This is a genomic window from Photobacterium lutimaris (genome assembly GCF_003025555.1).
In the GTDB taxonomy this organism is placed as follows: Bacteria; Pseudomonadota; Gammaproteobacteria; order Enterobacterales; family Vibrionaceae; genus Photobacterium; species Photobacterium lutimaris.
This window is the reverse complement of the sequence record NZ_PYMH01000024.1, coordinates 20,554-34,689: the sequence shown is the minus strand read 5'-3', so window position 1 is coordinate 34,689 and position 14,136 is coordinate 20,554. Positions and strand designations below refer to the sequence as shown.

At 50.5% G+C, this 14,136-nt stretch carries 14 protein-coding genes and 1 other RNA gene; 6 read left to right on the top strand and 9 right to left on the bottom strand.

From position 1 onward, the window contains the following. Nucleotides 1-665 precede the first annotated feature (665 nt). Together ffs and C9I99_RS26150 are read right to left on the bottom strand one after the other, a co-directional pair. Nucleotides 666-762: signal recognition particle sRNA small type (ffs, locus tag C9I99_RS26155), an RNA gene on the bottom strand. Between the two features lie 147 nt (nt 763-909). Continuing rightward, nucleotides 910-1,644, bottom strand: a complete 735-nt coding sequence (locus C9I99_RS26150) for a VP0952 family biofilm-associated protein (RefSeq protein ID WP_107351772.1) — start codon at nt 1,642-1,644, stop codon at nt 910-912. 76 nt (nt 1,645-1,720) lie between these two features. Here C9I99_RS26150 and C9I99_RS26145 point away from each other — a divergent pair, with 76 nt between their 5' ends. Next, nucleotides 1,721-2,026, top strand: a complete 306-nt coding sequence (locus C9I99_RS26145) for an MGMT family protein (RefSeq protein WP_107351771.1) — start codon at nt 1,721-1,723, stop codon at nt 2,024-2,026. Between the two features lie 33 nt (nt 2,027-2,059). Here C9I99_RS26145 and C9I99_RS26140 read toward each other — a convergent pair whose 3' ends face one another. Further along, nucleotides 2,060-2,479, bottom strand: a complete 420-nt coding sequence (locus C9I99_RS26140) for a YbaY family lipoprotein (protein ID WP_107351770.1) — start codon at nt 2,477-2,479, stop codon at nt 2,060-2,062. Between the two features lie 141 nt (nt 2,480-2,620). Between C9I99_RS26140 and tesB the strand changes: the two genes are divergently transcribed. Continuing rightward, on the top strand, nt 2,621-3,487 hold the full coding sequence (gene tesB / locus C9I99_RS26135) for an acyl-CoA thioesterase II (RefSeq protein WP_107351769.1): 867 nt from the start codon (nt 2,621-2,623) through the stop codon (nt 3,485-3,487). A 75-nt stretch (nt 3,488-3,562) separates the two neighbouring features. On the opposite strand, the gene C9I99_RS26130 is transcribed toward tesB, so the two are convergent. The 3 genes from C9I99_RS26130 to C9I99_RS26120 all read right to left on the bottom strand — a co-directional run bounded on the left by C9I99_RS26130 (nt 3,563) and on the right by C9I99_RS26120 (nt 7,811). Beyond that, nucleotides 3,563-5,353, bottom strand: a complete 1,791-nt coding sequence (locus C9I99_RS26130; RefSeq protein ID WP_107351768.1) for an ABC transporter transmembrane domain-containing protein — start codon at nt 5,351-5,353, stop codon at nt 3,563-3,565. After that, nucleotides 5,353-7,092 carry an ABC transporter transmembrane domain-containing protein gene (locus C9I99_RS26125; RefSeq protein ID WP_107351767.1) on the bottom strand — a complete coding sequence of 580 codons (1,740 nt, stop codon included), beginning with the start codon at nt 7,090-7,092 and terminating at the stop codon, nt 5,353-5,355. Before C9I99_RS26125 ends, C9I99_RS26130 begins: the two co-directional genes overlap by 1 nt. Nucleotides 7,093-7,307: 215 nt before the next feature. Continuing rightward, on the bottom strand, nt 7,308-7,811 hold the full coding sequence (locus C9I99_RS26120) for an Lrp/AsnC family transcriptional regulator (protein ID WP_107351766.1): 504 nt from the start codon (nt 7,809-7,811) through the stop codon (nt 7,308-7,310). Between the two features lie 101 nt (nt 7,812-7,912). Here C9I99_RS26120 and C9I99_RS26115 point away from each other — a divergent pair, with 101 nt between their 5' ends. The 3 genes from C9I99_RS26115 (at nt 7,913) to C9I99_RS26105 (ending at nt 11,345) form a co-directional block, all read left to right on the top strand. After that, nucleotides 7,913-8,980, top strand: coding sequence for a PLP-dependent cysteine synthase family protein (locus tag C9I99_RS26115; RefSeq protein ID WP_107351765.1), 1,068 nt, complete (start codon nt 7,913-7,915; stop codon nt 8,978-8,980). Between the two features lie 198 nt (nt 8,981-9,178). After that, the gene (queC, locus tag C9I99_RS26110; RefSeq protein WP_107351764.1) at nt 9,179-9,877 is read left to right on the top strand and encodes a 7-cyano-7-deazaguanine synthase QueC; all 699 of its coding nucleotides are present in this window, start codon (nt 9,179-9,181) and stop codon (nt 9,875-9,877) included. A 286-nt stretch (nt 9,878-10,163) separates the two neighbouring features. Then, nucleotides 10,164-11,345 (top strand): acyltransferase family protein, encoded by a 1,182-nt coding sequence (locus C9I99_RS26105; protein ID WP_107351763.1) that lies wholly within the window; start codon nt 10,164-10,166, stop codon nt 11,343-11,345. Nucleotides 11,346-11,422: 77 nt separating this feature from the next. Here C9I99_RS26105 and prmB read toward each other — a convergent pair whose 3' ends face one another. Continuing rightward, entirely contained in the window at nt 11,423-12,355 is a 933-nt protein-coding gene (gene prmB, locus C9I99_RS26100; protein ID WP_107351762.1) for a 50S ribosomal protein L3 N(5)-glutamine methyltransferase, read from the bottom strand. Nucleotides 12,356-12,408: 53 nt separating this feature from the next. Here prmB and smrB point away from each other — a divergent pair, with 53 nt between their 5' ends. Continuing rightward, the gene (smrB, locus tag C9I99_RS26095; protein ID WP_107351761.1) at nt 12,409-12,939 is read left to right on the top strand and encodes an endonuclease SmrB; all 531 of its coding nucleotides are present in this window, start codon (nt 12,409-12,411) and stop codon (nt 12,937-12,939) included. Between the two features lie 77 nt (nt 12,940-13,016). On the opposite strand, the gene C9I99_RS26090 is transcribed toward smrB, so the two are convergent. Then, a complete protein-coding gene (locus C9I99_RS26090) occupies nt 13,017-13,379 on the bottom strand; it encodes a hypothetical protein (protein ID WP_243734673.1) in 363 nt (120 codons plus the stop codon). A gap of 150 nt (nt 13,380-13,529) precedes the next feature. Further along, nucleotides 13,530-14,003 carry a phosphohistidine phosphatase SixA gene (gene sixA, locus C9I99_RS26085; RefSeq protein WP_107351760.1) on the bottom strand — a complete coding sequence of 158 codons (474 nt, stop codon included), beginning with the start codon at nt 14,001-14,003 and terminating at the stop codon, nt 13,530-13,532. Nucleotides 14,004-14,136 lie beyond the last annotated feature (133 nt).

The following is a 14,136-nucleotide window of genomic DNA, read 5'->3' as shown; positions in this document are numbered from 1 at the left end:
ACTGCTTTATAAGTTGCTGGGTGCCAATTGGTGCTCTCGTGAAGGCTTGAGCCTAGTGCGGTGAAAGTTGCACGCTGGGTTCTTAGAGGGACGACACTTGGTAACAGGTGTCGTCTACTCGACAAAACTAAGCCAGAGACCTTAGTTACACGCTCAGTTTTATTCAGGCTAAATAAGGTAAGTTGGAACGGCAATGGACTGTTTAAATACTCCCGCTAGCACCTTCAATTATTTCGTTATTAGGCTTACTAGCCCCTCCCCCAACTTTACATATCAACCAAGATAATTCGCAGTAATCCATACACAATAGACAGCCAGAGCTGGGACCAGACATACCTGTTGTAAAAAACTGCATGGCTGATTTCACTCAGCTACGATCAGGAGATGCATCAAAAGGTTGTACGGCAAAAGCTTGTAAAATTTAGCTATGTTACCTATTCCTTAAATATCAATAATCCAAGCAACTACATTGTTAACCTACAAACAGAATGCAATCTGATGAGTATCATTCAATAAGCAGAATTGCGATATCTGAAATAGACTTAAATCTGGAGGTGATAGGAACAGTGTTAGTGGGAGCTATTTTGTGATCTATAATGTGTCACAAGGGGAAGTCGAAGCAGATAAGCTTCTGATATAAAAGGCAAACGCTAGATGGGTGGAAGCCCCACCAGCCACATCTCGGCACACACGTCGCTCGCTGCGGCTGCTCCCTTCCAGGCCTGACCGGGTTCACGAGGTAGTGTTGCGAGAGGACCAGCAGGGCCTCCATAGATTCTTTGTCTCTGTGCGAGAACGAGATGGATTATCCGCTATGGCCGAGGTGATTGCAATAGCACAATCACAGATTCCCGACCGACTGCTGTTTTATTGCCCAAACATTCCTGTTTTCACACAGTTAGCCCAGCCCTAGAGCTCTTCTTCCGGGTCCTCCAGTAAATACTCACCCAGCAAGGCGCCGCCCAGAACCAGCAGCCAAGCGACCAATATCGGGTTTGGTACGTCGAACCAAGGTACCAGCACCAAAGTGGCAAAGCCGACCGCAGGTAAGATCCACATCATCCGGGGCACCCACTCGCTGAGTTTGCTTTTTGCCATCCCTTGCAAAGAGGCAATCAGACCGGTAACACAAAGGGCAACCAGTGCGGCATGGGCCAAACCACCGACCCACAGCGGAACCACCAGAAATAGCGGCCACCAAGTATTACCGTCTACCGACCGCCAACTGCGTGCAGCTACCCAGATCACCCCGATAGCAAGGATCTGAATGATGGTATAAGCAGGACTCCCCTCAAGCTTGCCTTCGGCTTGCAAGGCCATCAGGCCTACATCCATGGCAAGGACGATGGAGATCAATAACGCAGCCAACTGCCAAGAGCTCTTTGCAGAGAAGCTGACCGCAAAAACCGGCAGCATCATAAAGACACTCACCGATAAGGCAATGGGTTGTTCAGGAAGAACAAAACCAAACGTGCCCAGGCCAATTAACAATAGCCAGGCAGATACGCCACCTTGTGGCAATAACCATAAGGCAGGTATGGCAAGGGCCAGTGCAGGCAACTCTCCTTGGCTTTGCCCCAATGCACTGACTCCGACAATGGTCAACGTTATGCTGACCATAACAAGTAACGCGGCATACAACATGGCAGCACCTCCTTGCGTTATCTGATAACCGTAATACCATGATCGGCCATCAGGTTTGTTTGGTACAGGTATAAATATGGATGATTTTTCAGCGCAAATCTACAGCCAAGTTCACCAAATTCCATATGGAAAAGTGACAACTTATGGTGATATTGCCAAATTTGCCGGTTTTCCCGGTTATGCTCGCCAAGTAGGCCGCCTGATGGCGACGTTGCCGGAAGGTTCAACCCTACCCTGGCACCGAGTGGTAAATGCTAAAGGGGAGATTTCCCTGAAGGGAGATGACTTACAGCGCCAACGCCGCAAATTAATTGATGAAGGGATTGAGGTAGGCGAAACCGGACGGCTCAAATTGAAGCAATACCGGTGGGACGGGCTTTAATGCCGCCAAGCAAGGCGGCATCAAGAGGTCACTTTAGTTCACCTTCACCAATACCAAATCTTTATAAGTAGACTCAGCCTGATCGGTCAGCACTTGATTGGCCGTATCAGTGATAAACAGCAGTTTGCCATCCACTTCAATACGTGCACTGACGGCATAGGTATGGTTAGGAATAATTTCCTGGCGAGAAAAGTTCAGCTGGTATTCAAACGGTACTTGCTTTCCATCGGCCAAAAAAGCTTGGCTACTCAGTACCTCCGCTGCGACATCCATTTTAGAGACATCCGACAGCGTCACAGTAATGCGGGCATGATCGGGCAGTGCCATACGCTCTTTGTAGGTCAAGGTTCCCTTTACCACTTCCAAATCTGCATCTTGTTCGATCAAACTGGTACACGCCGATACAACCAGCGCTACTGCCAATGCCGAAATCAGTGCAAAAACCCTTTTCATTGTCTCTCCTAAAGCAAAACTGTCATTTTGATGTGTGACAAGCACTTGAACTCATGTTTAAACTGAATGATCATCCACTCATTAGGAGTGATTGTTCCACTCCTCACAGCACTTAATAATAACATTATTTATGGAGATCCGATGAGCAAAGAACTGAATGAACTTCTCACTCTGCTACATTTAGAGCAGCTTGAACAAGGATTGTTCCGTGGACAAAGCGAGCATTTGGGTTTACCACAAGTCTATGGCGGCCAAGTACTTGGACAGGCACTTTCTGCAGCGAAGGAAACCGTTGATGAAGGGCGTCAGGTTCACTCTTTCCACAGCTATTTTTTGCGACCAGGCGATCCCCATAAGCCAATTATTTATGATGTCGAAAATCTGCGTGATGGCAACAGTTTCAGTACCCGGCGCGTTAAGGCGATTCAATATGGCCGCCCAATATTCTACCTCACGGCATCTTATCAAGCTGAGGAAAAAGGCTTCGAACACCAATCACCCATGCCACAAACACCTTCCTTTGAAGGCTTGATGTCAGAACAAGAGTTGGTATTGGCGATGGCTGACAAGCTGCCAAAAGGGGCCGTGAAGCATTTTGGCTGCGACCGCCCGATCGAGGTACGCCCGGTCAATGTGGTTAACCCTCTCGCCCCGAAGCCGACTGAAGCCAAGCAGTATCTATGGATCAAAGCCAACGGCGAGATGCCCGATGACCAGCGTATCCATCAATACCTGCTGGCCTATGCCTCTGACTGGGGATTTTTGGTGACGGCATTACAGCCCCATGGCGTTAGCTTGTTCAACCCACAGATGAAAGTCGCGACTATTGACCACTCAATGTGGTTCCACCGTCCTTTCCGTATGGATGAATGGCTGCTCTACGCTATCGATAGCCCATCAGCCAGCAATGCGCGTGGCTTGGTCCGCGGTGAGATCTACAACCAAAAAGGGGAACTGGTGGCCTCTGCCGTACAGGAAGGCTTGATGCGCCATACCGGGAGCAAGTAACGCCGCTCCCCGTCAACGTTTAATAATAAAGGTTAAGAGGCGGCCTAGCCCGCCTCTTGCTTTTCGACACGCGGTTCAGGGGTATTCACTCGTTGCCCCCTCCAACAGCTTGAGCTGCTCACCGACTTGCTGCAGCTGGTACATCTGCCGGTAATAATGGTTTAGCCCCAGCAGCTCATGATGGGTACCGCGCTCGACCACTTCACCATGGTGCAACACCACGATTTCATCGGCTTCCATCACCGTTGACAGACGGTGGGCTATCACGACCACACTCATATCCCGGCGCAGCTTGCTCAGTGCCTTCTGGATATCACGCTCGGTACCGGAATCAATATTGGCTGTGGCTTCATCGAGGATCAGGATCCTTGGCTTGCTGTACCATACCCTTGCCAGTGCCAGTAATTGTTTTTGCCCGGCCGACAGGTTCGCAGCACCACTGCCCAACGGGGTATCCAAGCCGTTTGTGTAACAGCGGACTTGTTCAGCAAGTCCTACCGCTTCCAATGCTTGCCAGATAGCATCGTCCTCGGTGCCGTCACCCACGCAACGACCCAAGGTGATATTCTCTCGTACCGACGCACTGAGAATGTGCGGGTCCTGCTGGACCATGGCGATCCCAGAACGCAATACATCGTGAGACAGGCTCGCCAACGGCCGACCGTCAAGCAGGATTTGACCTTTCGAAACCGGGTAAAAGCCCATCATCAGCGAAGCCAGAGTACTCTTGCCGCTACCGGTATGCCCTACCAATGCCAGAAACCCCTGATGCGGTATCGCCACATCGATCGCCTTCAAAATAGGCTGCTTACCATCATAGCTAAAGTCAACCTGACGACATTCGAGCTTTCCTGAGCTCAACGGCGCAGTATCATTGCCATATTCTTGCTGCTCGGCATCAATGAAACCGAAAATACGTTCGCTGGCCACCAGCGCTTGCTGCAATAATGACAGCTGCTGGGTTAGCTCAATCAACGGCTCGGTCACCCTCCCCAGGTAGCTGATAAAGGCATATAGGACCCCAACACCAATCAGCTCTACGCCACTCACGCCAAACAGCGCCACCAGCGAGAGCAAGGCGACACCAGAAAGAAAATCGATCAACGGCCGTAGCATGATGCCATTGAGCCTGACAACACTTTGCTGCGCGGCCAGATGACTGGCTGTCAGCTCAGAAAATTGGTTGTAGAATGTTTTTTCTTGGCGCATGAGCTGGATCAAGCTCATGCCCTGAATAGACTCACTCATCGAAGCGTTGATATCAGCCAGCAAGTCACGCATCTTGCGATAGGCATCCGAACTGCGACGCTGATAGAACACCATGACGCCAACCACAATCGGCAGCAACACCAATACGACCAATGTCAGCCGCCAGCTCAATAGCGCCATTGCCACCAGCATCACAAGGATCAACGTTATATTCTTAAGCGCCGTCCCTATGACATGCACATAAAAATCTTTTAGCGACTCGGTGTCATTGGTGATCCGTGAGATCAGCTTACCGGAGGGCATATAATCAAAGGCCGACAGGGGTTGGTTGAGGATCCGCGAAAAGAGCTGTTTACGCACCGTTTGTACCACACCAACGGCTAGCGCATTAAACCGTAATGCCTGTAAATACCGTAGCCACGCCGTGGCGATCATCAAGCCGATATAGCCCGTCGCCAACATGACCAACTCGGACGTTGGAAAACTGTCCTTGGCAATATTGTTATCAATAAAATGCTGGATTAGCCATGGCCCCGAGACATCGGCAATAGAGGCCAGGAATAATAACCCCATAGCCACTGTCAGCTGTCTTTTATCTGCCAGCGCGTAATGCAACAAGCGAGCAAATGTCGATCGTTTTATGGTTGCTTTTTCCATTACGCGTCCTCCATCGCCTGCTCTAATTTCTGGTAGCGGTACATTTCTGCATACCAATTATCTTGCGCCAACAAACTACGGTGATCACCCTGTTCACTGATCTGTCCATGATGGAGGACCAGCGTCATATCCGCCTCCTCAAACGCCGTTAAGCGATGGGCAATCACAATCACCGTCCGCTTTTGCTGACAGCGTAAATTGGCGAGAATATGGTGCTCGGTCTTACCGTCGACAGCTGACAGCGCATCGTCCAAAATTAGAATTTCCGCCTCGAGCAACAACGCACGAGCGATGGCGATACGCTGTTTCTGACCGCCCGATAACGTAATGCCTTTTTCACCAACCATGGTCTGGTAGCCTTCAGGGAACTGCATGATATCGTCGTCAATACAGGCCGCTTTGGCCACTTTGCGGACTTCCTCCATACTGGCCTGCGGCTTACCAAGGGCTATGTTGTCTGCAATAGAGCGAGAGAATAAGAACGGTGACTGACTCACGACGGCAAACCGGCTGCGCCACTGAGAAAGGTCCGCCTGCTTGAGCGCAACATCACCATACTTGATTTGCCCCTGCTCCAACTCCTGCTGTCGCAGTAGCAGCGCCAACAAAGTCGATTTGCCACTGCCGATCGGCCCGGCAATACCCAGCATATTGCCGCTCGCCAGGGTAAAATGGACATCAGCCAGCGCAGGCTGAGTTTGGCCAGGCCAAGAAAATGTCTCAATATCCACCTTCAGGGGCTGATAGGTACGCTCAAGGACCCGCTCACCGCTGACGATACCCGGTTTTTCGTCAAAAATATCGGCTAGCCGATTCCACGCCGCCGAACCGCGCTCAAGGATATTGAACAACCATGCCATCGCCAGCATCGGCCAGATCATCAAACCTTGATAAAGCGTAAAAGCCGTCAGATCACCCAGCGTCAACCGTTGCTGGCTGATCAAATAAGCGCCACCGGCAATGCTAAGGAAAAAAGACATGCCAATAGCAATTTGAATCACCGGATCAAACTTGGCGTCTACCCGTGCCACTGCCAAGTTCTTCTCACCCACATCATCGACTACACCGGAAAAATCTTGTTGCTGGCATTTCTCCAACCCAAAGGCACGGATCATCCGTACCCCACTGAGGCTTTCCTGAGTTTTATCTGTCAGGGTAGAAAATGCGGCTTGTGACAGAGAGAAGCGGCTATTTAGCTGGCGACCGAGGAAGAAAACCACAACCGCCATCAACGGCATCGGCAACAATGCCAAGATCGTTAACTCCCAGCTGATGAAAGTGGTCATGACAAACAATACGGCAATGCCCGTGATGAGAGAATCAACAGCTGTCAATACGCCTTCGCCGGCGGTCATGACTACTGCATTGACATCATTGGTCGAGCGGGCCATCAAATCGCCCGTTTTATAGCGCTCAAAAAAAGAAGGGGAATGGGATGAGAAGTGGCGATACAGACGATTACGCAACACAGTACCGAGCTCATAGGCCGCGCCGAACAACCAGCAACGCCAGATGATCCGCAGAAAGTACACCGCCAGCCAAACTATCGCCAGCCCCATCAACCAACCAAGCATCACGGTAGGCGTCATACTGCCGCTGACAACATCATCGACAATCCAGCCGATCGCCTTGGGTGGCAACAGCTCAAAGAGGGAAACAATGACTAAGATACCAATAGCACCACCATAGCGGCGCCATTGCTGCCGGAAATACCACCTTAACTGCCAAAATACTTGCATCTCCCCCCCCGCGCGATGTTAAACCACTGTTACAGGTGATATTATGCTGCTGTTCTCTTTTTAATTTCAATTACTTATAAGGCTAGCTATGGGATTTGGAATTTCATCCTGATTTTTATCCCCTCACATATCAAAGCACTGAAAGAAGGCGAGCCTGCTCCCCTAAAACAAAGGCAAATATCTTTACCGGCAAAATAACCGCACTGGAAAAATAGCTATACCGGCAACGCGGTGGTGTACTTCAGGGGCTCCATGGCAAAGGTCGAGGTGACATTGGTCAATCCTTCAATGCTGTTGACCAGTTTCTTATAGAACTGATCAAACGCAGACATATCGGCCACCTGCACTTTCATCATGTAGTCATACTCGCCGGCCATGCGATAGAACTCCATCACTTCGGGAAAGTCGGACACGGTACCAACAAACTTGTGATACCACTCCTTGGAGTGATTGCTGGTCTTGATTTGCACAAAAGCGGTAAATGACAGACCAAGCTTGACCGGATCGAGCAAAGCAACCCGCTGACGTAAAATGCCACTTTCTTCAAGACGCTTAAGACGCTTCCAGCACGGGGTCGTCGTCAGGTTCACCGCTTCAGCCAACTCCGCCAAAGCCAACGTGCCATCTTGCTGAAGCATTCGAAGGAGTGTTCTATCTGTCTTGTCTAGTTCAGCCAATTTTTTTACCCACAATATAATTAATAGAATATTTTTCTCCATTTTAATCGAAGTAGAGAGCATTTGATAAAGAATTTTCCTGCTCTTCGTCATACATTATCACCATAATATAAACAGTCAGACACCGCGTAAAAGGACCCCCTATGAGCCATGACCCACAATGGATCCACACCGCGATCCGCAAAATTGAAGCCGACTTCCAACGCTCAGCCGATACCCACCTGATCAAGTTGGATATACCCGCTCTTGAGGGGATTGATATCTACCTGAAGGATGAAAGCACCCATCCAACCGGTAGCCTCAAACACCGTTTGGCTCGTTCCCTGTTTCTGTTTGCCCTGTGTAATGGCTGGATCAGCAAGGATACCCCGGTCATTGAGTCGTCTTCAGGCAGTACTGCGGTTTCGGAAGCGTATTTTGCCCGCCTGCTTGGCTTGCCGTTCATCGCTGTCGTCCCGCGCAAAACCGCGCGCAAGAAAATCGAGCAAATCGAGTTTTACGGCGGCCGTGCTCACTTTGTCGACAGCCCAAGCGAGATCTATGAAGAGTCGCGCCGCTTGGCGAAAGAGCTCAATGGCCACTACATGGATCAGTTCACCTATGCTGAACGGGCTACCGACTGGCGGGGCAATAACAACATTGCCAACAGCATATTTGATCAAATGAAGCTTGAAGAGCACCCTATCCCAAGCTGGGTAGTCATGAGCCCGGGTACCGGTGGCACATCGGCAACCATTGGCCGCTATATCCGTTATCAAATGCATACCACCAGACTCTGTGTCGTTGACCCAGAAAACTCGGTGTTCCATCAATACTACCAAACCCGAGATCCCTCCCTGACCGGAGATTGCGGCAGCCGTATCGAAGGAATTGGCCGCCCACGGGTAGAGCCAAGCTTCATTCCCGATGTGGTCGATGAAATGCGCACCATTCCTGATGCGGCAAGTATTGCCACAGTACACTGGCTGGAAAAATTGCTTGGCCGCAAGGCTGGCGCATCAACCGGTACCAACCTTTACGGGGTACTGCTGCTAGCTTGTGAAATGAAAGCCCGTGGCGAGAATGGCTCGATTGTCACCTTGCTGTGTGACAGTGGTGAACGTTATCTCGATACCTATTTCAACACTGAGTGGGTTGAAAGCAACATTGGCGATATCAGCAGCTATCTGACCCAACTCGAGCAATTTGAGCAAACCGGAAAGCTGAGCTAACGCCTTCGCTGCTATCTAGCCGCCGCAACGACTACAACAACCGCTGCGGCTTTTCATCACAGAGCTTTTTTCTTTGCCACTGCTGCGGTAGCATGAGCCTGCCAATAGAGAACCTGCTGTTGGCCTATCCTTAATTTCAATAAGGGATAGTCCCTACCGACTGTTTTTCGGTACGACAACAACATAGGAAAACTTTTCATGCGCAAAGCCGTAGTTGTATTTAGTGGCGGCCAAGACTCCACAACCTGCCTGATCCAAGCCATGTCCCATTATGATGAAGTGCACTGCATTACGTTCGATTATGGCCAGCGCCATAAGCTTGAAATCGAAGTGGCTGAATCAATCTGTAAAGACTTGGGTGTCACCGCACACAAGGTGATGGATGTGGGCCTGCTTAATGAGCTCGCGATCAGCTCCCTGACCCGCGACAATATCCCGGTCTCCCACGAGTTGCAGGAAAATGGCCTGCCAAACTCATTTGTGCCTGGCCGCAACATTCTGTTCCTGACCCTGGCTGGCATTTATGCCTACCAGATCGGTGCCGACGCGGTGATCACTGGTGTTTGTGAAACCGATTTTTCCGGCTACCCGGATTGCCGTGACGAATTCGTCAAGTCACTTAACCAGTCGCTGGTTCTGGGAATGGATCGAGCACTGAAGATTGAAACCCCATTGATGTGGCTCAACAAGGCCGAGACCTGGGCACTTGCCGACCAGTACGGCAAACTCAACTTCGTTCGCGAGAAAACCCTGACGTGCTATAACGGTATCATCGGTGATGGCTGTGGCGATTGCCCGTCGTGCGATCTGCGCAAAGCCGGACTTGATGACTACCTCGCCAACCAAAGCGACATCATGGCAGAGCTTAAATCCAAGCAACAGGCGGGAAACGTCTAATCGCATCATTAAACGATTAAACGATTAAACGTTTACGGGGATATGGCTGGTAACGGCCTATCCCTTTTTCCCTCCCCCCTTCTTTACGCCTTAACAACCCAAGGGCTGTGTAATATACAGTCCACAGGATGAAACCCGCCGTAAAGAGTAAATTCAGTCTTTGGATTTGCGTCGTATTTTTTTTATAAAAATTGCCCCACTTTTTTAAAACCCTACCTCATGCACTGTTTTTTATTTTTCGAGGCGCAAAATTAGCCATCTTTTCAATTAACATCTGGTAGGTACCATGGATAGGTCCATTCCAATTCTCACTCCCCTACGGGGAATTGCAGCACTGTGCGTTGTTTTCTTCCATGCAAGGTTGATTTTATTTCCACAGTGGATGAATCCGCTGATGGAATATACCCACTTCGTTGAAAATGGTTTTTTGTGGGTTGATTTGTTTTTTATCTTGAGCGGTTTTGTCATGATGCATGTTTATAAGCCGGCGTTCTCCCACTTACCCCGCCCTTCAAGCTGGGCACGGTTTATGTGGTTGCGATTTACCCGCATTTATCCCCTGTTTATTATTACGCTACTGGTACTGATTGGCTGGGAGGCGATTAAATACCATAGCAACATTGGCTTTTACGGCGGCGCATTGTTTGAAAGCTGGGGGGTAACCGGTATCCCGGCATTTCATGGTCCGTTCAACCGCGCAGAGGCAATATCACCCAATATTTTCATGCTCCACGGGGTATTAGAAAACGATCTCTCATGGAACATCTCTTCCTGGTCGTTGAGTGTCGAATGGTTGAGCTATATGGTTTTCCCTTTCTTGGTCCCGTTACTACTGCGCAAAAAGGTGGGGTATTTGATCCCGGTCTTATTCCTAGTGACATTGCTCTATATCAACCATACCAAAGGATCGCTAGATGCCACCGGCGGGGCGATGGCCTTTGCTCGGGCTATCGCCAGTTTCGCCCTCGGGGCCTGGATGCAAACCCTCTCGCTTACCGAACGCAGCCGCTCTGCAATCAATCACGATGTGGCCCTTGCCGCCATCCTGTTTGCCTGCCTAGCCCTGCTCCATTTCCCCAAAACCGGCCTTCACAATGTACTGGTGGTCATCGCCTTTGCGGTGCTGGTGTTTGTCGCGGCCCAGCAGCAGGAAAGAAAGACACCGATATTCAAGTTACTCGATAACCGTATCACCCGCCTGCTCGGGGATATATCCTACTCGCTTTACCTCTGGCATGCCGTACTCCTGCTGGTGGGTGTTGAGGTGGCCAACCTTCTCCTTCCCGACCAGCTTGCCTGGTGGAACGCCCAGACCAGTTGGCTGGCGGCAGGCGCTGGTGCCACCTGTTTTACCGTTATTGCCCTCGGGGTGTCGCTGGCCAGTTATAACTATTTGGAAAAGCCAGCAATGAAAATCTTGAGAAAGCGGTTTTCCCCCCGCCCCCGAGTCGGGTCGATCGGCATCTAGTTCGGCGTAAACCCACAAAAAATGCCGCCAACCTTTCGGTTGGCGGCATTTATGTAACCTGTGCAGGGTATGGCTAATTAATCGCGGTACAACGCAAACTCATCAGCACACTCAAGCAGCTGCTCGCGGGTCATCATGAACACGCCGTGGCCGCCGTTTTCAAATTCAATCCAGGTAAATGGAATATGTGGGTATTGCTCTTCCATATGGATCATCGAGTTACCGACTTCGCAGATCAGCACACCGTCTTCTTTCAGGTAATCCGGTGCGTTGGCCAAAATACGACGAACCAGCTTCAAGCCGTCGGTACCCGCAGCAAGACCCAACTCTGGCTCATGGCGGAACTCATCCGGTAGGCTTTCCATATCTTCCTGATCGACATACGGTGGATTGGTCACGATCAGGTCGTATTGGTCTTTTGGCACATCTCGTAGCAAGTCAGAACGCAGTGGGATCACTTGCTGCTCCAGACCGTGATCCTGAATATTCTGCTCGGCAACCGCCAGCGCATCGGTCGAGATATCGACAACATCGACTTCGGCTTCAGGGAAAGCATGAGCACAGGCAATACCGATACAGCCAGAGCCGGTGCACAAATCCATGATGCGGGTTGGGCGTTCTTTGAGGAACGGTTCGAAGAAGTTTTCGATCAGCTCGCCGATTGGCGAGCGAGGCACAAGCACACGCTCGTCGACAAAGAATTCCAAACCACAGAAGTACGCTTTGTTGGTCAAGTAAGCAACCGGGGTACGTTCGTTGATACGGCGGATCACGCGTTCAACAATACGGTGACGCTCGCTGCTGGTCAGGCGTGAATGACGTACTTCCGAGGGGACGTCAAGAGGTAGGTATACCGTTGGCAGAACAAGCTGAACAGCTTCGTCCCACGCATTGTCTGTACCGTGACCATAAAATAGACCGGCAGCATTGAAACGGCTAACCGTCCAACGTAGCATGTCCTGCAATGTATGAAGTTCGTTGACAGCTTCGTCGACAAAAATCTTATCCAAAATAGACTCCGAATGGCGCTACAATACCGCTATAAAGTTGTTGGAATTTCACTATGAGCAAAAAAGATACTAACCTGGACGATGATCTAATGCTCTTCCAGGAAGCGGTTAAGGGCGTAAAAAAGATCACTAATGATACCATAATCACGCCCCGCCGACAGGGCCCAAAGAGTGATAAGCCGAAAGTCTCGGCAAAAGAGACACAAAATCACGAGTTTTACTTCTCTGACGAGTTTGAACCTCACCTCAACGAGAATGGCCCGACCCAATATGCCCGTACTGGTGTATCCAAGTATGAGGTCAAGAAGTTACGGCGTGGGGTCTATGTACCGGACATGTACCTAGACATGCACGGGATGACCCAGAAGGAAGCCAAGCGCGAGTTGGCGGCGATGATTGCGGCTTGTATCAAGGAAAAGGTGTCATGCTGTTGCGTGATGCATGGTATCGGCAAGCATATTCTCAAGCAAAAAGCGCCGATGTGGCTGGCACAGCACCCTGATGTGATGGCTTTCCACCAAGCACCGCTGGAGTTTGGCGGTAACGGAGCCTTATTGGTATTACTGGATATTCCGGAAAGATAGCCGACGCAATGATGGGGGTTGGGAGAGAGCCTAGCGCCACCCATCTGGCCACTCTCTCCCCGCCTTACCCCATCAGCTTATCCGTAAGAGAATTTCGCCAGTGCACCGACGTTGATCACCTGCCCTTCAACAATCAAGGTCACTTCCCCACTGCCGCAGATATTCAACCGTGTTTTAACAGCCTGCTCACTGTAATAGTGTTCGCAGCTGCCGTTACGGGCACTGTCGATCCGCGAGAAGATAGTGATCCCGCCGGGGTTAAACAAGTTTTGCGGTGACGCAAATGTCAGGGTACTGCCTGACGGTGAAATATGCATATCTTCGGTAATACCATTGGCCCATTTGATGGCACCATTAGCATTGATACTCGGGGCTGGCGGCATTTGCACACATCCAGCAAGCAGTGCGACACCCATCGCAAGGGATAACTTTGCTTTCATCAGAAGGTCTACGACTACAGAATACAGAATACAACTTTCTCTTGTATCGGCACCGCCCGGAAAAACCTTAGGGATTATCCGCAAAGAATTCCGGGAGAGGTACCCAAGTATCGTCAAGATGATTGGTTCAGCGAGAATGATAGGGGTCGGCTAGCCTTCAGGGTTGGCATGCCACAGCAGTTCACCGTTACCGCTATCAGGCTGGTAATCGATAGCAGCAATGGAAGAGGTAATGAACATAGGCGGTTGCAAACCGGGGACCAGTTCCGAAGTCAGGTACCCCACCAATGGAAGGTGTGAAACCACCAGCAAATTTGCCGGCTGCTCAACGCTAACCACGGCCTTGATGTAGGACGCGATATCGTCGGCATCACCGTACGGGGTGATTTCGTCAACTGTCATGACCCGCTTAGGCGTCGGCAGGTGTGAAGCCATTGCCTGCCATGTTTGCTGTGCACGCAAATAAGGACTCACCCAGACCATGTCCAGATCATTGTCAAACTGGCCTGCCAGTTGAACGGCCATTTGTTCGGACAGGGCGGCTCCCCTATCGGTCAGCGGGCGTTCTGCATCACTGGCTGCAAAGTGCTGGGCTTCCCCGTGACGCATAATATAAATTCGCATAATTTTTCCAATATCACAGTCTGGTACCCGATCTCACACCTGATTATTATTACTATTAACGGTTGAGGATCGATCAAACTCAAGGCTTACTTCTCCACCTTTCCGGCAACCGAAAAGGCGTACATTTGGCTAT

Excerpts from the sequence above, each read along its gene's own strand:
- C9I99_RS26150 (WP_107351772.1), bottom strand. The coding sequence starts at position 1,644 with ATGTTGTATGCCGCGTTACTTGTTATGGTCAGCATAACGTTGACCATT.
- C9I99_RS26145 (WP_107351771.1), top strand. The coding sequence starts at position 1,721 with ATGGATGATTTTTCAGCGCAAATCTACAGCCAAGTTCACCAAATTCCA.
- C9I99_RS26140 (WP_107351770.1), bottom strand. The coding sequence starts at position 2,479 with ATGAAAAGGGTTTTTGCACTGATTTCGGCATTGGCAGTAGCGCTGGTT.
- tesB (WP_107351769.1), top strand. The coding sequence starts at position 2,621 with ATGAGCAAAGAACTGAATGAACTTCTCACTCTGCTACATTTAGAGCAG.
- C9I99_RS26130 (WP_107351768.1), bottom strand. The coding sequence starts at position 5,353 with ATGGAAAAAGCAACCATAAAACGATCGACATTTGCTCGCTTGTTGCAT.
- C9I99_RS26125 (WP_107351767.1), bottom strand. The coding sequence starts at position 7,092 with ATGCAAGTATTTTGGCAGTTAAGGTGGTATTTCCGGCAGCAATGGCGC.
- C9I99_RS26120 (WP_107351766.1), bottom strand. The coding sequence starts at position 7,811 with ATGGAGAAAAATATTCTATTAATTATATTGTGGGTAAAAAAATTGGCT.
- C9I99_RS26115 (WP_107351765.1), top strand. The coding sequence starts at position 7,913 with ATGAGCCATGACCCACAATGGATCCACACCGCGATCCGCAAAATTGAA.
- queC (WP_107351764.1), top strand. The coding sequence starts at position 9,179 with ATGCGCAAAGCCGTAGTTGTATTTAGTGGCGGCCAAGACTCCACAACC.
- C9I99_RS26105 (WP_107351763.1), top strand. The coding sequence starts at position 10,164 with ATGGATAGGTCCATTCCAATTCTCACTCCCCTACGGGGAATTGCAGCA.
- smrB (WP_107351761.1), top strand. The coding sequence starts at position 12,409 with ATGAGCAAAAAAGATACTAACCTGGACGATGATCTAATGCTCTTCCAG.
- C9I99_RS26090 (WP_243734673.1), bottom strand. The coding sequence starts at position 13,379 with ATGAAAGCAAAGTTATCCCTTGCGATGGGTGTCGCACTGCTTGCTGGA.
- sixA (WP_107351760.1), bottom strand. The coding sequence starts at position 14,003 with ATGCGAATTTATATTATGCGTCACGGGGAAGCCCAGCACTTTGCAGCC.